General features: G+C 72.3%; 16 protein-coding genes. 11 read left to right on the forward strand and 5 right to left on the reverse strand.

Annotation, left to right across the window (positions count from 1 at the left end; genetic code table 11):
- From AC07B0_RS39585 to AC07B0_RS39595, 3 genes are all read left to right on the forward strand, one after another.
- Positions 1-1,398: alpha/beta fold hydrolase (locus tag AC07B0_RS39585; RefSeq protein WP_478900508.1), on the forward strand; the 1,398-nt coding region annotated here is incomplete at its 5' end.
- Positions 1,399-1,438: 40 nt separating this feature from the next.
- A complete protein-coding gene (locus tag AC07B0_RS39590) occupies positions 1,439-2,449 on the forward strand; it encodes an ATP-binding cassette domain-containing protein (protein WP_356877133.1) in 1,011 nt (336 codons plus the stop codon).
- Positions 2,446-3,240 (forward strand): ABC transporter permease, encoded by a 795-nt coding sequence (locus tag AC07B0_RS39595; protein ID WP_356877135.1) that lies wholly within the window; start codon positions 2,446-2,448, stop codon positions 3,238-3,240. The genes AC07B0_RS39590 and AC07B0_RS39595 overlap by 4 nt, the downstream gene beginning before the upstream one ends.
- 94 nt (positions 3,241-3,334) lie before the next feature.
- On the opposite strand, the gene AC07B0_RS39600 is transcribed toward AC07B0_RS39595, so the two are convergent.
- Together AC07B0_RS39600 and AC07B0_RS39605 are read right to left on the reverse strand one after the other, a co-directional pair.
- Complete coding sequence (locus tag AC07B0_RS39600) at positions 3,335-5,293, reverse strand: ABC1 kinase family protein (protein ID WP_356877137.1); 1,959 nt, start codon at positions 5,291-5,293, stop codon at positions 3,335-3,337.
- Entirely contained in the window at positions 5,290-5,832 is a 543-nt protein-coding gene (locus tag AC07B0_RS39605; protein WP_356877139.1) for a hypothetical protein, read from the reverse strand. Before AC07B0_RS39605 ends, AC07B0_RS39600 begins: the two co-directional genes overlap by 4 nt.
- Before the next feature lie 213 nt (positions 5,833-6,045).
- On the opposite strand from AC07B0_RS39605, the gene AC07B0_RS39610 reads away from it, so the two are divergent.
- From AC07B0_RS39610 to AC07B0_RS39625, 4 genes are read left to right on the forward strand one after another with little or no spacing between them, the layout of a single operon-like run.
- Positions 6,046-6,165, forward strand: coding sequence for a keywimysin-related RiPP (locus AC07B0_RS39610; protein WP_356877141.1), 120 nt, complete (start codon positions 6,046-6,048; stop codon positions 6,163-6,165).
- 27 nt (positions 6,166-6,192) lie between these two features.
- The gene (locus AC07B0_RS39615; RefSeq protein WP_478900511.1) at positions 6,193-8,022 is read left to right on the forward strand and encodes an asparagine synthase-related protein; all 1,830 of its coding nucleotides are present in this window, start codon (positions 6,193-6,195) and stop codon (positions 8,020-8,022) included.
- Positions 8,019-8,276: a lasso peptide biosynthesis PqqD family chaperone gene (locus AC07B0_RS39620; RefSeq protein ID WP_356877145.1), complete on the forward strand. Its 258-nt coding sequence runs from the start codon at positions 8,019-8,021 to the stop codon at positions 8,274-8,276. The genes AC07B0_RS39615 and AC07B0_RS39620 overlap by 4 nt, the downstream gene beginning before the upstream one ends.
- The gene (locus AC07B0_RS39625) at positions 8,273-8,734 is read left to right on the forward strand and encodes a lasso peptide biosynthesis B2 protein (protein ID WP_356877147.1); all 462 of its coding nucleotides are present in this window, start codon (positions 8,273-8,275) and stop codon (positions 8,732-8,734) included. Before AC07B0_RS39620 ends, AC07B0_RS39625 begins: the two co-directional genes overlap by 4 nt.
- Here AC07B0_RS39625 and AC07B0_RS39630 read toward each other — a convergent pair.
- Together AC07B0_RS39630 and AC07B0_RS39635 are read right to left on the reverse strand one after the other, a co-directional pair.
- Positions 8,700-9,431, reverse strand: coding sequence for a hypothetical protein (locus tag AC07B0_RS39630; RefSeq protein WP_478900513.1), 732 nt, complete (start codon positions 9,429-9,431; stop codon positions 8,700-8,702). The two genes, AC07B0_RS39625 and AC07B0_RS39630, sit on opposite strands and share 35 nt — an antisense overlap.
- Positions 9,432-9,656: 225 nt before the next feature.
- Positions 9,657-11,843, reverse strand: a complete 2,187-nt coding sequence (locus AC07B0_RS39635; RefSeq protein ID WP_478900514.1) for an MMPL family transporter — start codon at positions 11,841-11,843, stop codon at positions 9,657-9,659.
- Between the two features lie 267 nt (positions 11,844-12,110).
- On the opposite strand from AC07B0_RS39635, the gene AC07B0_RS39640 reads away from it, so the two are divergent.
- From AC07B0_RS39640 to AC07B0_RS39655, 4 genes are all read left to right on the forward strand, one after another.
- Positions 12,111-13,163: a polyprenyl synthetase family protein gene (locus tag AC07B0_RS39640; RefSeq protein WP_467300164.1), complete on the forward strand. Its 1,053-nt coding sequence runs from the start codon at positions 12,111-12,113 to the stop codon at positions 13,161-13,163.
- A 26-nt stretch (positions 13,164-13,189) separates the two neighbouring features.
- The gene (locus AC07B0_RS39645; RefSeq protein WP_478866736.1) at positions 13,190-14,731 is read left to right on the forward strand and encodes an acyl-CoA carboxylase subunit beta; all 1,542 of its coding nucleotides are present in this window, start codon (positions 13,190-13,192) and stop codon (positions 14,729-14,731) included.
- 10 nt (positions 14,732-14,741) lie between these two features.
- Positions 14,742-14,990: an acyl-CoA carboxylase epsilon subunit gene (locus AC07B0_RS39650; protein ID WP_356877155.1), complete on the forward strand. Its 249-nt coding sequence runs from the start codon at positions 14,742-14,744 to the stop codon at positions 14,988-14,990.
- 129 nt (positions 14,991-15,119) lie between these two features.
- The gene (locus AC07B0_RS39655) at positions 15,120-18,110 is read left to right on the forward strand and encodes an AfsR/SARP family transcriptional regulator (RefSeq protein ID WP_478900515.1); all 2,991 of its coding nucleotides are present in this window, start codon (positions 15,120-15,122) and stop codon (positions 18,108-18,110) included.
- A gap of 33 nt (positions 18,111-18,143) precedes the next feature.
- On the opposite strand, the gene AC07B0_RS39660 is transcribed toward AC07B0_RS39655, so the two are convergent.
- Positions 18,144-18,371, reverse strand: coding sequence for a hypothetical protein (locus tag AC07B0_RS39660; protein ID WP_478900517.1), 228 nt, complete (start codon positions 18,369-18,371; stop codon positions 18,144-18,146).
- Between the last annotated feature and the right edge of the window lie 126 nt (positions 18,372-18,497).

The raw sequence follows: 18,497 nt of genomic DNA on the forward strand, positions 1-18,497 counted from the left end.
TACCTGGGCCGGTCCGACGACCAGGTCAAGGTGCGTGGGTTCCGGATCGAGCTGGGTGAGGTCGAGACGGTGCTGGCCGGGCACGCCTCGGTCGCGCGGGCCGTGGTGGTCGTGCGTGAGGACCAGCCCGGCATCAAGCGTCTGGCCGCCTACGTGGTCCTGTCTCCCGGCGCGGTCCTGGACACGGACGCGCTGCGCGCCCACATCGGCGCGGTCCTCCCGGACTACATGGTCCCGGCCGCGTTCGTCGCCTTGGACGCCCTCCCGCTCACGGTCAACGGCAAACTCGACCGCAGGCAACTCCCCGCACCCGGATCCGACACCGCCCCCGCCGGCCGCGGCCCCCGCTCCGCACAGGAGGAGGTCCTCTGCGGCCTGTTCGCCGAAGTCCTCAAGGTCGACCGGGTCGGCATCGACGACAGCTTCTTCGAACTGGGCGGCGACAGCATCACCTCCATCCAGCTCGTCAGCCGCATCCGCTCCGTCCTCGGCGTCAAGCTCAGCAACCGCGGCATCTTCGAAACCCCGACCGTCGCCCGGCTCACCGACAAGCTCGGCTCGGGCCAGGACGGCGACGGCTTCGAGGTGCTCCTGCCGCTGCGCACCGGCGGCGAGCGGCCCCCGCTCTTCTGCGTCCACGGCGCGGGCGGCCTCAGCTGGCCGTACTCGACCCTGCTGGGCCACATCTCGGCCTCCTACCCCGTCTACGGCCTCCAGGCCCGCGGCCTGAACGGAGAGGGTCCGATCGCCACCGGTGTCAGCGAGATGGCGGCGGACTACGTCGAGCAGATCCGCTCGGTCCAGCCCGCCGGTCCCTACCACCTCATCGGCTGGTCCTTCGGCGGCCTCGTCGCACACGAGATCGCCACGCAGCTCACCGAGGCGGGGGAGAGGGTCGCCCTGCTCGCCAACCTCGACCAGACCCCGTACGACGAGTCCTGGAAGGACGACGACTACACCCTCCCCACGGAGCGGGACGTCCTGGAGACCCTCCTCGACTTCGTCGGCTACGACCTCGCCGAACTGCGCTCCCAGCCCCTCGACCACCAGCGTGCGATGGAACTCATCCGCGGCCGGGACAGCGCGCTCGGCAGCCTGGAGGAGCACCACATCTCGGCCTTCGTCAAGGTCGGCATCAACAACCACGTGCTCAGCGCCGCCTACCGGCCGCGCCGGTTCGACGGCGAGCTGCTGCTCTTCGTCTCCACGGCCGGCACCGACGACCCCGCGGCCAAGACGGAGGACTCCGTCACCGCCTGGGAGCCGTACGTCGCCGGCGCCATCACCACCCACCCGGTGCACGCGCACCACGGACACCTGCTCCAGCCGGAACCGGCGGCCGAGATCGGCCGCGTCGTCCTGGAGAAGCTCGCCGGTCAGCTGGCCCCCGTCAACTGACCCGTCCCGACCACACAGACACAGCAAAGGAGTGGCCGTCATGGAAACGGCAATCTCGGCGGAGGGCCTCCGCAAGCGCTACGGCGACCACCAGGCGCTGAACGGCATCGACCTGGAGGTGCCCGCGGGCACCATCCTCGGGGTGCTCGGGCCCAACGGGGCGGGCAAGACCACCACCGTGCGCATTCTGGCGACCCTGCTCGACCCGGACGAGGGCCGGGCCACCGTCGCGGGCTACGACCTGGCCACCCAGGCCAAGCTGATCCGCGCCAACGTGGGCCTCACCGGCCAGTACGCGGCCGTCGACGAACGGCTGACCGGCAGGGAGAACCTCCAGCTCATCGGCACCCTGCTGCGCCTGGGCCGCAAGGGCGCACGGGCCCGCGCGACCGAGCTGCTGGAAAAGTTCGGCCTGGTGGACGCCGCCGACCGCATGGCCAAGACGTACTCGGGCGGTATGCGCCGGCGCCTCGACCTCGCCGCGAGCCTGGTCGCGAGCCCGCCGGTGCTCTTCCTGGACGAGCCGACCACCGGACTGGACCTCACCAGCCGGCTCGCCCTCTGGGAGATGATCAAAGAACAGGTGGACCGCGGCGTGACCGTGCTGCTGACCACCCAGTACCTGGAGGAGGCCGACCAGCTCGCCGACCGCATCGCGGTCATCGACAAGGGCCTGGTCATCGCCGACGGCACGCCCGACGAGCTCAAGCGCAAGGTCGGCGGCGAGCGGCTGGAGGTGTCGGTCGCCTCGGCCGCCGACCTGGCCGCCGCGACCCGGGTGCTCGCCGACGTCTCACCGGGGGAGCCGGTCGTGGACCACGAGGGCCGCACCGTCTCGGTGCCGCTCACGGGCGGCGTGAACACCATCGCCGCCGCGGCCACCGGCCTGGAGCGCCTCGGCATAGAACCCCAGGACTTCGCGGTCCGCCGCTCCTCCCTCGACGACGTCTTCCTCGCCCTGACCGGCCGGCAGGAAACGCCCGGCGACCCGGCCCGGCAGAGCGAACGACCCGAGCAGCCCGAGCAGACGAAGGAGATGCAGGCGGCATGACCGAGGTGATCAGCGACTCGTTCGCACTCGCGGGCCGCCAGATGCGGCACATCCGGCGGATGCCGGAGCAACTCCTCGGCATCACCGTGATGCCGGTGGCCTTCGTCCTCGTCTTCGGCTACCTCTTCGGCAGCGCCATGGAGGTACCCGGCCAGGGCGGCTACAAGGAATACATCATGGCCGGCATCTTCGCCCAGGTGATGCTGGCCAACCTCACCACCACGGCCATCGGCGTGGTCGAGGACCTCAACAACGGCCTGGTGGACCGGTTCCGGGCGCTGCCGATCTCCCGCTCCTCGGTGCTGCTCGGCCGCACCACCGCCGACCTGGTCCTGGTCGGCTGGACCAGCGCCATCATGGCCCTCGTCGGCTACCTGATCGGCTGGCGGGCGCACAACGGCGTGCTCCAGACCCTGGCCGGCTTCGGGCTGCTGCTCCTCATGGGCTTCGCGATGTCCTGGGTGGGCGCGCTGGTGGGCCTGAGCCTGCGCAGCCCGGAAGCGGTGAGCGCCCTCTCCGGCGTCGTGATGATGCCGCTGGCCTTCCTCTCCAACGCCTTCGTGCCGCCGGAGGGGCTGCCGGGCTGGATGCGCGTGATCGTGGAGTGGAACCCGGTCAGCGCGGTGGTCTCCGCCGCCCGTGACCTGTTCGGCAACGAGCGGGGGACCTCCAGCGGCGCCTTCCCCTCCGAACACCCGGTCATCGCCGCCCTCGTGGTGCTGCTCGTCCTGCTCGCCGTGGTGGTCCCCCTGGCCGGCCGCGCCTACCAGCGGGCCGCCGCCCGGCGCTGAGACGCGTACGGGACGCCCTCACGGAACGTCCGTACGCCGAGGAGGCCCGGCCCCCTCAAGGGGACCGGGCCTCCTCGGCCGGCGCTGCGGGACGTCAGCGCCGGTGGCCGGAGCCGATCATCATGAACAGCACCCGCAGCACCAGCACCGAGCTGATCACCAGCAGGTTGTAGCCGAACAGCTCGAACAGTCCGAAGCCCTCGCTCAGCATGGGACCGCCCTCGGTGCGCAGCATCTGTACGCCGACGAGTCCGATCACCCCGCCCAGGAACGCCAGCAGCACCTCGTGCACCAGCGAGCGCAGGAACCGCCGGTCCTCGGAATCCGCGAAGAGCCGTACGCCGACGGTCAGCTGGCCGCCCTCGACCGCCGCACCGATCCGCTCGATGCGCCGCGGCAGCCGGCGCAGCATGGGGACGAGCCCCAGGAGCTCCTCCGTCACCGACCTGCCCAGCGCCTCCGGCTTGAGCTTGCGCAGGTGCTGGGTGACGGCGAAGGAACGCGCCTCGGTGACGATGTCGAAGCCGGGGACCAGACGGTCCAGCGACCCCTCCATGGTGGCCAGGGCGCGGAAGACGGCCGCTATCTCCGGGGGCACGCTGATCCCGTGCCGCGAGACGATCGCGAACAGGTCGGCGAACATCTCCCGGTCCGGTTTGACGCCGGGAGCGAAGTGCCGGGCCAGGAACTGGCCGAGCGCCCGTTCCAGCTTCCGCTCGTCTATGTGCTCGGGGTGCACCACCAGCGCCAGCAGCGCGTCCGACAGTCCGGCCGGGTCGCCGCGGTGCAGTGCGAGCAGCATGCCGCTCAGCGTCGTCCGCAGCGAACGGTCGATGCGTCCCACCGAGCCGAAGTCGAGCATGCCGAGCCGGCCGTTGTCGAGGAGCAGCAGATTGCCCGGATGCGGGTCGGCGTGGAAGACCCCGCTGGTCATGATCTGCCCCAGCAGGCACTCCAGCATCGCAGTGGCCAGGGACTGCCGGTCCAGGCCCCGTTCGTCGAGCAGCCGCGACACGCTGTGCAGCGGAGTGCCCGCCATCCACTCGGTGACCAGGACCCGCTTCCCGGACAGCTCCTCGTGGACCTCGGGCACCCGGATCACCGAGTCTCCGCCGGCGGCCTCGATCGCCGCCGCCACGGAGAGCGTGTTGCGGGCCTCTATGCGGAAGTCGAGCTCCTCCTGGACCGACACCGCGAACCCCCGGGCCAGTGCGAGCGCGCCGACGCTGCGCCCCCAGTCGGTGTGCTTCTCCAGCCGGGCCGCGAACCGGTAGAGGATGTCCAGGTCGTCCACGACGATCTCGCGCGCGCCCGGCCGCTGCACCTTCACCGCGACCTGTTTCCCGCACGCCAGGCGTGCCCGGTGCACCTGGGCTATCGACCCGGCGGCCACCGGCCGGGGGTCGAACTCGGCGAACACCTCGCCGGGCGGCGCTCCCAGTTCCTCGTGCAGCACCTGCTCGACGGCCTCCCACGGGTCGGGGGAGGCCTGGTCCTGCAGTGAGCTCAGCTCGTCGATGAACTCGGGCGGCAGCAGGTCGTACCGGGTGGACATCACCTGCCCCAGCTTGACGAAGGTGACCCCGGCCTCCTCCAGCGCCAGCCGCAGCGACGGCGCGAGCGCCGCGCGTTCGGCCGCCGCCCCGGGCCCGCGCCGGGAGCGGCCGCTGATGAAACGGCCCAGCCCGTGCCGGACGAAGATCCGGCTGAGCCGCCCGTACCGGCGGGTGCGGGCGAAGCTGCGGCGCAACGAGCGGGGCAGCCGCACCAGGCCGCGTACCGCGCCCGAGGGCACCAGTACCTCGGTGGCCGCGAGGAACAGCATCGCGACCACGAGCGACACCCCGATCTCCAGGGAGATCAGGGCCAGGGGCTGCACGTCGCGCAGCGGGTAGCTGACCAGCGTGCCCGAGGCCAGCCCGACACTGCCCGTCAGCAGCGCGCGTCCCTTGCCCAGCTCCACGCCGAGCAGCCGGCGCGCCCCGGAGGCGAGTCCGGCGACGAAGACGGTCAGGGACAGCGCGGCCAGCAGGACGAGAACGGCCGTGTTCATCGCCGGCGCCGCCGCCGCGCGGCGTACGAGAGGGTCACCAGCGCCAGCAGGGGCCCCCACAGCAGCAGCGGCGCGTAGAGCCAGCCCATGACGGCCCGGTGCGTGCCCGTCAGGTTGGACTGGTCCACGGTGTCCCAGATCATCAGCTGGCTGATCGTCACCACGGTGAGGATCAGGGCGCCGAGCAGCGCCACCGTCACCGCCGCCCCGGTGCGCACCGGGCGCCCTCCGATGAACGGCAGCCGGCGCGGCGCGACGAGGCCCCAGTTCCGGACCAGACCGAGCGTCAGCAGCGCCGCGCCCTCCTGGGCCAGCGAGATCGCCGGCAGGATCAGGTACCCGGTGCCGGGAAGCCCGTAGTCGGTGCGCAGTACCTCCTCGCTGTACCCGACGGGGATGCCGACGGTCATGGCGAGGCGCCAGAGGGTGGAGGGCAGCACGATCAGGGGGACGGCGTGCGCGGCCCAGACCGCCCATCTCGGTGGCGGTGGTGTGGCCAGGGCTGCCGAACGGGCCGGGGTGCTGACGTGTGTCGTCATGTCGTCAAGGCTGCCAATCTGATCGTAAGGCACACAACCGGACCGGAATTCTATGGAACGAACCCGTCCATTTCTGTCGTGCTGTCAGGTTGCTGCCAGTCAGGCCCGAACAGGCCAGGCGCATTGAGTCACGAGCGGCCCCCCTGTGAAGTTGATCCGGAAAGCGAAAAGACCGCCGGGATTCTTCTTCCCGGCCATCGAAAGGAAATTGCCATGACGAAGAAGGTCTACGAGGTTCCCGCGTTCGCGGCCGCCGGCTCCTTCCGCGCCGACACCGGCATGGGCCTCCCGGCCGGATTCTGGGACTGGAACGGCGTGCGCGGCTGGCTGTAATTCCCGGACCTCTCGCAGGAGCTGACGATGCCGGACCGCGGCGCACCGTTCTTCTTCGTATTCCCTGACAACGAGGCGGCGTCCGCCGTGGCCCGGCGCCTGCGCGAGGACCAGCCCGGCAGCCTGTCGTCCGTGGCACACGCCTCCGGACGTGACTGGATCGTCGGCCGGTGGGAACCGGCCGACCTCCTCGTGGCGCGGGCGGGCCGTACCGCCCTCGCCCTGATCGGCACCTTCCCGCACGACCTGGCCGGCGCGCTCACCCAACGGGCCGGCCGGCTGCGCGACCCGGCGGAGCTGGACGACCTGGCCCTCACCCTGCCCGGCCAGTTCCACCTGCTGGCCTCCGTGGACGGAACCCTGCGCGTGCAGGGCTCCGCCTACGGGGCCCGGCGCGTCTTCCACACCCGCACCCGCGGCACCCTCGTGGCCGGGGACCGGGCCCTCGAACTCGCCCGGCTGGCCGGCCTGGAACCGGACCCGGCCGCCGTCGCGATCCACCTCCTGGGCATGGCACCCACCCCGCTCGACCAGCGCCCCCTGTGGTCGGCGCTCACCGCCGTCCCCGCGGGCACGGCCCTGCTGGCCCGCCCCGACGGCACCCCGTCCCACCGGCGCTGGCACCGCCCGCCGGAACCCGGCACGCCCGTCGGCGACGGAGCCGCGGCGGTCCGGGAGGCCCTGCTGGCCGCCGTGGAGGTCCGTACCGCCCCGGGCGGGCTGATCAGCGCCGACCTCTCCGGTGGCCTGGACTCCACCACCGTGTGCTTCCTCGCCGCCCGCGACCCCCGCGCACGGATGATCGCCTGCACCTCCACCGGCGACGAGGCCTTCAACGAGGACGGCCAATGGGCCCGCTGGGCCGCCGAGGACCTGCCGGGCGTCGAGCACTACATCCTGCCGAACGAGGAACTGCCGACGTTCTACGACGGGTTCGACGACCCGGGCCTGCTCCTCGACGCCCCCAACGCACTGGCCGCGTCCCGCCGCCGTGCCATGGTCATCGCCACCAGGATGGCCTCCCGCGGCTCCCGGCTCCACCTGACCGGCAACGGGGGCGACAACCTGTTCGTCGGCCTCCCCCACCATCTGCACACCATGGTCGCCCGCCGGCCGCTGCTCGCCCTGCGGCGCCTCGGCGGCTACCGCGCACTGCTCTCCTGGCCCCTGGCTCCCGTCGCCCGCCAGCTCGCCGACCGCCGCGGCTACCGTCGCGCCCTGGCGGCCACCTCACTGCGCGGCCTGCCGGAACGCGTGCCCGGAAGGCCGGCCCTCGGCTGGCTGTGGCCGCCGTCCGTGGCCTCCTGGCTGACCGAGGACTGCCTGCGGCTGCTGGAGGGAGAACTGGCCGCCGCCGCCCCCACCGCCGAGCCGTACGGGCCCACCCCCGGCCGGCACGTCGAACTGGCGGCCCTCCACCAGGTGGCCCGCGACAACGAGGCGATCGAAGAGGCCGGCCGGGTGGCCGGAGTGCCGATGTCCGCGCCCTTCCTGGACGACCGGGTCGTGGAAGCGGCCCTCTCGGTCCGCCTAGAAGACCGCGTCGACCCCTGGGCGTACAAGCCGGTGCTTGTCCGTGCGATGGACGGCCTGGTGCCCCGCCGTTCCCTGTCCCGCGCCACGAAGGGCGAGGGCACCATGGACGCCGCGGCCGGCCTCTACCGCAACCGCGAGGCGCTGACCGGCCTGTGGGAGGACAGCCTCCTCGGCCGGGCCGGCCTGGTGGACGAGGCCGCACTGCGCCGCCTGTGCGCCGTCCCCACCGCCCCGGAGCTGCGCGACGACCGCTTCGTGTCCACCCTCGCCGCCGAGATGTGGCTGCGTACGACCGCGAACACCCGAGGAGCCCTGGCATGAAACTGGTCCACCACGAGTACCTCAAGCTCGCCACCACCGACTACGGTGCGGTGCTGCTCGACGCCAAGTCCGGCGCCTACTGGCAGCTCAACCCCACCTCCGCGACGATCGTGAGCGCCCTGCTCGACGGCGGCCAGGCCGAGGACGCCACCCGCCGCCTCACCGAGGAGTACGACGTCGACGCCGAGCGCGCGGCCGCCGACGTCCACGCCGTGCTGACGGCGATGGCCGAGGCGGGCGTGGTGGCGGCATGAGCGTCACCACCGCCCTGCCCACCGACCGGGCCCGTTTCCCGCTGCGCCGCCGGCTGGCGGCCCGGTCGGCGGTCGGCGCGGCCCGCCTGCTCACCCGCCTCGCGCCGCACCGGCTGGAGCGCGTCCTGACCCGGATCGCGCGCGGCGCGGTACCGGCGACCGCGGAACAGGCGGCCGAGGCACGAGAACTCGTACTCACGTCCAGCCTGCTGATGAACGGGCTGCGCAGCTGCCTGCCCCGCTCCGTGGCCGTCGCGCTGACCTGCCGGCTGGGCGGCACCTGGCCCACGTGGTGCGTCGGAACACTGACGAACCCGCCGTTCAACCCCCACGCGTGGGTGGAGGCCGAAGGCAGGCTCATCGGCGAGAAGGGCGATCACACGAACTGGGCGCGGCTGATCTCGGTGGCCGCGCCCTCCCCGGTCACTGACAGCCGCGCTGCCAGTTCCACCCGATGAACGTGTGGCGCAACGACACGTCGAAACTGCAGGTGGCGGTCCCGTCGGCCTTCAGGTCCACGGACGAGTGGTGCGTGTTGGCGTACCAGCCGCCCGAAGGGTCGAAGATCCCCTTGTAGGTGAAGTCGGCGTGCGCCTCCGTCCGCGAGACACCGCAGTCGGTGGCGCAGTCCGTGTTCTCGGCCGCGGACTTCAGGCTCCAGCCGGCGTTCCACGGCTCGCGGTTCCACTGCTGCGTGACCTCCGTGGAAGCGGCCGTGACGCGATTGCCGTCCGAGGTCCACTGCGAGGTCGTGTACAGGCCGGTCATACGGATGTTGCAGCAGTCGAACATCTCGTTCCAGCTCTTGAACTGACGGGTGGCACCGGCGGCCGTCGCGGCCGCGGCCCCCGTCGCGGGCGCGGCGGCGGACTTCGCTGCCGCGCTTTCGCGTGCCGGTACGAGCGTGACCTCGCCGAGGACGGGCCGGCAGTCCTCACCGATCGTGACCTGCTGCCGCACGGCCATTCCGGCGGGCGGCGCGGGCAGTTCACCGGTCAGGCGCACTGCGCCGCAGGGCGTCGCCTCCCGGTCGGCGCGCCCGCCGGACGCACCCGTGTTCCCGGCGGCGGCGGTGGCGGCGGTGGTGGTGGCCGTGAGCGCCAGAGTCAGCACGCCGGTGGCGAGCGCGGCGGCGAGCGTGGTTCGGTTGCGCAATTCCCCAAGCCTTCCCTCGTGAGTGATCGCAAGGGAGCGTAGGCGGCGATCTTTCCCGCCCGAACGGGCCGTCACAACCTTGGCAGGAAGCTGACAGTGCTGGTCGGACGGTGTGCGCCGGGCCGGCGGGAAGCACCTCGCGCGACGCCGCCCGGCCCGCCCCACCCGTGAGGAAGGGGCGAACCGGGCGGCGCACGGTCGTGCCCGGGGAGGCCCGGAGGGCCGTCAGACCATGCTGCGGTCGTCCGTTCGGGAGCCGTCCCCGGCGGCGGACCCGCCCGGGCCCGTACCCGCCGCGCCGTCCTGCCCGCCCGTGGCCGGCAGGGTGTTCCTGTGCCCGGGCCACCAGGCGCGGGCGCCGAGCAGGCTGGTGAGGGTGGGCACGAGCAGCAGCGCCATGACGAACGCGGTGAGCAGGATGCCGAACGCGACCGCGAAGCCCATCTGCTGGAGCATGGAGTTCTTGGCGAGCATCAGCACCCCGAAGGTGCCCGCCAGGATGACCGCGGCGGCGGTGATGGTCGGCGCGGACGCGGAGACGGCCCGGCGGACGGCCTCGCGCGGGGTGCGCCCGGCACCGATCTCCTCGCGGAGGCGGGCCACCATCAGGATGTTGTAGTCCGTACCGATGGCCACGACGAAGAGGTAGACGACCACGGGCAGGGTGAACAGCAGCCCCTTCTCGCCCGCGCCGTTCTGGAAGACCCAGACCGTCGCGCCGAGGGTGGCCGCGAACCCGAGGGCGACCGACGCCATGAGGTACAGCGGGGCGACCACGCTGCGCAGCAGCAGACCCAGGATGAGCATGATGGCGAGTCCGGCGGCCGGGAAGACCACCTTGTAGTCGCGGCTGACGGCCGTACTGATGTCGCCGAGCACGGCCGAAGTGCCACCGACCAGCGCCCGGGTGCCTTCGGGCGCGGCCCGGTGGGCGGCGTCACGCAGCGGCCCGGAGACCAGGTCGAGGGCCTTGTCCTCGGTGGGACGGTACTCCAGGACCACGCTGTACTGCGCGACGCTGCCGTTCGCGCCGGGCAGGGCGGGGGAGACCTGGCCGACGCCCTCGATCTTCAGCGCGGCGCCGAACGCCTCCAGCTGCGCCCGGTCCAGCGGGGTGCCGTCGCGCTTCTCCAGGTAGACCGAGGTCGGGTCGGTCTGACCGGCGGAGAAGCCGCGCTGGAGGTCCTTCATCGCCGTCACGGACTCGAGGTCCTGCGGCAGGGAACTGTCGGCGTCGAACGCCGGCTGGAAGCCGAGCACACCGACGGCGAGCACCGCGAGGACCGCCGAGGTGAGCGCCGCGACGATGCCCGGACGCTTCGCCGCAACAGAGCCGATCTTGCCTGCGAAGGCGTTCTTCGGCTCCTTCTTCCACGCCTTGGACGGCCAGAACGCCTTCGTGCCGAGCAGCGAGAACACCGCCGGAACCAGGGTCAGCCCCGCGAGCAGCGCCACCGCCACCGAGATCGCCAGCGACGGCCCCATCGCCCGCAGCATGCCCATCGTGGACAGGAGCAGCGCCAGGAACGCGACGATGACCGCACCCGCCGCCGAGGCGATCGTCTCGCCCACGAGCGAGACGGCACTGATCATGGCCTGCTTGGGGTCCTGGCCGCCGCGCAGCTGCTCGCGGTAGCGGAACAGCAGGAACAGGATGTAGTCGGTTCCGACGCCGAAGAGGACCACGATCAGGATCGCCGAGATGGACGCGTCCGCCTTCAGCCCCCCGAGCTCCGCGGCGGTCGAGATCAGTCCGGTGGCCACCATGAACGCCAGGCTGATGATGACGACGGGCAGGATCGCGATGAGCGGGCTGCGGAAGATGACCAGCAGCAGGACCACGATGAGGAGCAGCGTCGCCGACATGATCATGGCGTCGCTGTCGCCCGAGGCCTCCTTGGCGTCCACCGCACTGGCCGCGGCACCGGTGACACCGATGGTCAGGTCGGTGCCGGCGAGCAGGGACCGGGCCTCCGCGCGCAGCTCCTTGACGGACTCCCCGAGCTCCGGGTCGTAGGGGTCCTTGACCGTGGCGAGGACCTGCGCGAGCGCTATCTCACCGTTGGGGGAGACGGCCTCCGGGCTGCTCGTCACCGCCTTGACCTTCGTCAGGCCCTTGTCCTGGAGCCCGGCGGCGACCTTGACGACGGCCGCCTTGTCGGCCTCCGTCAGGGCCTTCTTGTCGGTCCGCTGGAAAACGGCGACGGCGGCCGGCTGCTCATGCTGGGGGAACGCGCGCTCCTGTGCCTTCGCCGCCTGGATCGACTCGTAGTGGGAGGGCAGGAATTCGGCCTGGTCGCTGGTGGACTTCAGCTGCGGGGCCAGTGCGGCGAGTGCCACCGCCGCTATCAGCCAGGCCGAGATGGTCACCCAGGGCCGGAGGACGGCAAACCGTCCGATCCGTCCGAACATGAGACTCCTTCACAAGCGTTTTATGGCAAGGGAATTTCTCGCGGAGCCTAGCCCGGGAAAAGAAATGCGCATCCGGCGCTGTCCGGTTGTTGTCAGTTCCACCGAATCTCGATCCGCATGGCAGGAAGCTGCCAAACCCCTGGTCGTGGGCGGGTTCAGGTCGTAGTGGCACCTTCATGACAGCCCTGTTGTACGGGGCCGGGCCCCCGGCGATGCTCTCGAATGCATATCCGTGAAATCAGTATTCACCTTTGTTGCGGAGGGCCCATGGGCGCTGGACACGAGTACGGGGCCGGGACGGCCGCGCCGTCCGCTCTTCCCGCGGCCCGGCTGCTGAGCCGACTCGCCCTGGACGAACCCGAGTTCGAGACGAGGATGCGGGAAGCCCTCACCCGGGCCGAGAAATGGCTCCAGGCCACCGCACACGACGCCCTCGACCCCCGCGTCGCCGCCCTCACCGGCCACCTCGCCGACGCGGGCGGCAAACGCCTGCGACCCTTGCTGGTCCTGCTCGGCGCCGAGTTCGGCGATCCGTGGGCCCACGGGGTCACCCAGGCCGCCGCCATCTCCGAGCTCGTCCACATCGCCTCGCTCTACCACGACGACGTCATGGACGGCGCCGCCACCCGCCACGGCGTCCCCAGCGCCCACGCCCGCTGGGGCGAACGCGCCGCCGTCCTCGGCGGGGACTGGCTGCTCGCCCGCGCCGCCCAGCTCGCCGCCGACCTCGGACCCGCCGCCGTGCACCTCAACGCACACGCCGCCGGACGGCTCGTCGCCGGCCAGCTCCGCGAACTGGCCGGTCCCGGCCCCGACGAGGACCCGGTCACCCACTACTTCCACGTCGCCGCCGGCAAGACCGCCGCCCTGCTCGCGATGTCACTCGGCATCGGCGCCACCCAGGCCTGCGCCCCCGCCGCGGCCGTCGCCGCCCTCACCGACTGCGGCGAACAGCTCGGCATCGCCTTCCAGATAGCCGACGACCTCCTCGACCTCACCTCCCCGGCCGAACTCACCGGCAAGGAACGCGGCAAGGACCTGCTGGCCGGCGTACAGAGCCTGCCCGTGCTGCTCGCCCGCGAGAGCACCGACCCGGCCCAAGCCGAACTGCGCGACCTCCTCACCGCCGGCCCCGTCCCGGCCACCGCCCTGCCCCGCGCCCTGGAACTGTTCGAGCACGCGCCGGCGCTGGCCGAGACCGAGGCCGTGATGCACCGCCGGCTCGACCGCGCCCGCACCGCCCTGGCCGCACTGCCCGACCTGCCCGCCCGCCGCGCCCTGCTCGCCCTCTGCGACTACGTCGCCCTCCGCACCAGCTGAACCGCAAGGAGCCGCCGCCCATGACCATGGCCGAACGGATCGCCGAACTCGTCCGCATCCGCCAGGAAGTACTCGAAGGCGTCCCGGCCGCCACCGAGGCGCAGCACGCCAAGGGCAAACTGACCGCCCGCGAGCGCATCGCCCTCCTCCTCGACGAAGGGTCCTTCCACGAGGTCGAGCAACTGCGCCGGCACCGGGCGACCGGCTTCGGCCTGGAGGCGAAGAAGCCCCACACCGACGGCGTCATCACCGGCTGGGGCACCGTCGAGGGCCGTACGGTCTTCGTCTACGCCCACGACTTCCGCATCTTCGGCGGCGCCCTCGGCGAAGCCCACGCCGAGAAGATCCACAAGATCATGGACCTGGCCATCGCGGCCGGCGCCCCACTGGTCTCCCTCAACGACGGCGCGGGCGCCCGCATCCAGGAAGGCGTCTCCGCCCTCGCCGGGTACGGCGGCATCTTCCGCCGCAACACCGAGGCCTCGGGCGTCATCCCGCAGATCAGCGTGATGCTCGGCCCCTGCGCCGGCGGCGCCGCCTACTCCCCGGCGCTCACCGATTTCGTGTTCATGGTCCGCGAGACCTCACAGATGTTCATCACCGGCCCCGACGTGGTCAAGGCCGTCACCGGTGAGGAGATCACCCAGAACGGCCTCGGCGGCGCCGACGTCCACGCCGAGACCTCCGGCGTCGCCCACTTCGCGTACGACGACGAGGAGACCTGCATCGCCGAGGTCCGCTACCTCCTCACCCTGCTCCCCTCCAACAACCGCTCCACCCCGCCCGCCACACCCTGCGACGACCCCCTCGACCGCCGCTGCGAGCGCCTCCTCGACCTGGTACCCCTCGACGGCAGCCGCCCCTACGACATGCGCGAGGTCATCGCCGAGATCGTCGACGACGGAGAGCACATGGAGGTCCACGAACGCTGGGCCACCAGCGTCATCACCACCCTGGCCCGCCTCGGCGGCCAGGTCGTCGGCATCGTCGCCAGCCAGCCGCAGTCCCTCGCCGGAGTCCTGGACATCCACTCCTCCGAGAAGGCCGCCCGCTTCGTCCAGCTGTGCGACGCCTTCTCGATCCCGCTGGTCACCCTGGTCGACGTACCCGGCTTCCTGCCCGGCGTCGGCCAGGAACACGGCGGCATCATCCGGCACGGCGCCAAGCTGCTCTACGCCTACTGCAACGCCACCGTGCCCCGCGTCCAGGTCATCCTGCGCAAGGCCTACGGCGGCGCGTACATCGTCATGGACTCCCGCTCCATCGGCACCGACGTCTCCTTCGCCTGGCCGGCCAATGAGATCGCCGTCATGGGCGCCGAAGGAGCGGCGAACGTCGTCTTCCGCCGCCAGATCGCCGCCGCCGACGACCCCGGCGCCGTCCGGCAGCAGCTCGTCAAGGAGTACAAGGCCGAGCTGATGCACCCCTACTACGCCGCCGAACGCGGCCTCGTCGACGACGTCATCGACCCCGCCGACACCCGCTCCGCCCTGATCGGCGCCCTCGGCATGCTCCGCACCAAGCACGCCGTGACCCCCACCCGCAAGCACGGCAACCCCCCGATGTGAGGACGGCCCCATGTCCACGGCACTGCCCGCAGCACGGCCCGCAAGAGCGGCGACCCCGGTCCTGGACGGCCCCCTGGCCCCCGCCCTCTTCAAGGTCATCAACGGGCGCCCCACCCCCGAGGAACTCGCCGCCGTGGCCGCCCTGATCGCCGCCCTGACGGCCGCTCACGAAGGCACCGCCCACCCCGCGGCCGACCGCACCGCCCCCTGGCAGCCCTCCCCCCTCCTCCCGCCCGCATCCTGGCAGGCAGGCGGCTGACCTGGGCCGGGGCCGGGCCTGGCAGCTTGCTGCCGCCCGCGTTGCCCGCCCCGCGGCACGGCCTGTACCCCAGAAACAGCGGCGCATCGGTCGTTCGGGTACGGCTGCGGCCGAGTGAGGAGGGCAGCCGTGCTCCAGCTGGTGTTCCGGATCCTGGGCCCCCTGGACATCAGTGCCGAGGGCCGCCCCGTCGCCCTCCAGGGCGCCCGGCAGCGCACCATCATGTCGATGCTGCTGCTCAACCCGGGGCGGGTGGTCTCCGTCGACACGCTCGCCGACGCCGTCTGGTACGGCAGCCCGCCGGCCACCGCCCGCAACCAGATCGCCATCTGCGTCTCCGCGCTGCGCAAGATCCTCAAGACGGCCGTCGGCCTCGACGACCTCCTCGTCACCAGCCACCCCGGCTACATGCTCCACGCCGGCGAGCACCGCATCGACGCCGTCGAGTTCGAGGAACGCGCGGCCGAAGGCCGGGAAGCGGCCCGCCGCGGCCGCACCGACGAGGCCCGCGCCCACTTCGAGGACGCCCTCGCCATGTGGCGGGGCCCCGCCCTGGCCGGCGTCACCGCCGAACGCGTCGAGGCGGAAGCCGCCCGGCTCACCGAACTGCGCCTCGGCGTGCACGAGCAGCTGACCGCCATCCGCCTCGAACAGGGCGGACACCGCGAACTGATCGGCGAACTCACCGGCTTCGTCCGCGAGCACCCGCTGCGCGAACAGGCCCTCGGCCAGCTGATGCTCGCCCAATACCGCTCCGGGCGCCGCGCCGAAGCACTGGAGGCCTACCGGATCGGCCAGCGCCTGTTCGCCGAGGAACTCGGCATCGACCCCGGCCCCGCACTGCAGGAACTGCACGAGGACATCCTCGCCGACTCGCCCAAACTCACCCAGACCGACGGGACCACCACCCCGGCCGTCGCCGCGGCCGCCGTACCCGCCCACCTGCCGCCCGCCCCGGCCTCCTTCACCGGCCGCACCGCGGAACTCGCCACCCTGGACCGGCTGCTGGAGCACCAGGGCGGCTCCTCCCTGCCCGTCGGCTCGATCGTCGGCACCGGCGGCGTCGGCAAGACGGCCCTGGCCGTCCACTGGTCGCACCAGGTCGCCTCCCGCTTCCCCGACGGGCAGCTCTTCGCCGACCTGCGCGGCTACGACGAGGAGGAGGCCCCCCGCCGCCCCGGCGCCGTCCTGGACCGGTTCCTGCGCGCCCTCGGCGTCCCCGGCCCGCAGATCCCCGCCGAACAGGTCGAACGCACAGCCCTCTTCCGCAGCGTCCTGGACGGCCGCCGGGTCCTGATCGTCCTGGACAACGCCCGTTCCTTCCAGCAGATCCGCCCCCTGCTGCCGGGCACCTCGGGCTGCTGCGTCCTGGTGACCAGCCGCGACAACATGGGCGGGGCCCTGGCCGGCGACTACGCCTTCGTCCCCCTGCACCTGGCCTCGCTCGGCCAGGACGAGGCCATCACCCTGCTCTCCAAGGTCGCCGGCGACGACCGCTTCACCACCGACCCGGTGGGCGCCACCCGGCTGAGCGAACTGTGCGACCGGCTGCCCCTGGCCCTGCGCATCGCCGCCGCCCGGCTCGCCGCGAAACCGCACTGGACCGTCCGTACCCTGGTCGCCCGGCTGGAGGACCAGCGCCGACGGCTGGACGAGCTCAGCCTCGACGCCCGCGGGGTCCGGGCCGGATTCAGACTGAGCTACCGGGACCTGCCCGCCGACACCGCCCGCATGTTCCGCCTGCTGGGCTCGCTCAACATCACCGAATTCTCCGCCTGGGCCGGTGCGGCCCTCCTCGACATCGACCCCGTCGACGCCGAGGACCTCATCGAGCACCTCGTCGACGCCCAGCTGCTGGAACCCCTCAGCGCCGGCGGCGGCCACGTCCGCTACCGGTGCCAGGACCTGCTGCGGCTGTTCGCCCGCGAATGCGCCGTGGCCGAAGACGGAGAGGACGAACTGCGGGCCGCCGTACGCCGCGCCTGCGCGGTGTGGCTGGGCCTGGCCAAGGCGGCGCACCGCCGCATCTACGGCGGCGACTACACCGTCGTACCCGGCTCCGCTCCGGTGCGCGAACTGCCCGACCACCTGACCTCCGACCTGCTCGAAGACCCGATGGACTGGCTCGAATCGGAACGCCCCTCCCTCACGGCCCTCATCCAGCAGGCGGCCCGCGACGACGAGTCCGGCTATGCCTGGGACCTGACGATGTCCAGCGTCACGCTCTTCCAGAGCCGCAACTACCTGGAGGACTGGCGCGAGTCCGCCGAAGCCGCCCTGGAAGCCGCCCGCCGCACCGGCGACCGGCTCGGCGAGGCGGCGATGCAGCAGTCCCTGGGCACCCTGGAGATCATCCAGTGGGACCACGACAGCGCCTACGCACGCCTGAACCTGGCCCTCCGCCTGTTCGAGGAGTTGGACCAGGCCCAGGGACGGGCCCTGGTGCTCCGGAACATCGCGCTGTGCGAACGTCACCGGGGCGACCTGGACGGTGCGGTGGAGCGGGGCCGGCTCTCCCTGGAGATCTTCCGGGAGGTCGGCGACCACTACGCCGAGACCCATGTACTGGGCATGCTGGCGCAGATAGAGCTGGAGCGCGGCAACGCGCAGGCATCGCTGATGCTGTCCTCGGAGGCCGTGGCCAAGAGCCGCGGGCTGGGCACCGTCCGGGCGGAGGCGCACAGCACCGTACGGCTGGCCGAGGCGCTGCTGCAGAGCAGGGACGGGGTGCGGGCGGAGGAGGCCTGCCGCAGGGCGATGGAGCTGGTGCTGGGCAGCGGCGACCGGCGGGGCGAGGCCCACGTCCTGCGCGCCCTGGGAGAGGCCCTGTGGTGTCAGGACCGGCTGGAGGAGGCCGAGTCGGTACTGCGCAGTGCGGTGCGGACCGCGTCGGAGGTGCCGGACGCGTTCCTGGAGGCACGGGCGGCCGGCGCACTGGGAAGCGTACTGATGCTGCGAGGGGACCGGGCCGGCGCCGCGGGCAGCCTGCGGGCTGCGGCGGAGCTGTTCACCGAGGTCGGCTCGCGGGTCTGGCGGGAGTGGGCGGAGCGGATCCTGGTGGTGCTCGCGGAAGGCGAACCGGTCGGCTCACCGGAGCTGTTCGCGCTCGTACGACCCTGATGTCCACGGCGTTCGCGCGGCGGCCGCGGCTCCTCAGACCCACGGGTCGTCCTGGAGGGTCGCGGCCGGGGCGGACACCCACGGGTCGTCCATCGTGGCCGCGGCGCTGACCGAGACCCACGGATCGTCACCGGCCACGGTGGTGACCGCGGCCGCACCGAGCGCGGCCACCAGGACCGCCGTGGTGGCGGCGACCCGGCCCAGCGGGGCGAGAACGGCGGTGGCGGCGGTGCGGCGGGCGGTGCGGGCGATGCGGTTCACGGTGGGTCTCCTTCGGGTCGGTCTCGGCGCTGCCCTTCGGCATGTCCACCAAGCTAGGGAGACGTCGTTTTTCCCCGCTTTCAAAGCGCTTTCGCTCCACTGAAATCGATCCGAGGGCGATGAAAA

Source organism: Streptomyces sp. NPDC044704, from assembly GCF_056433525.1.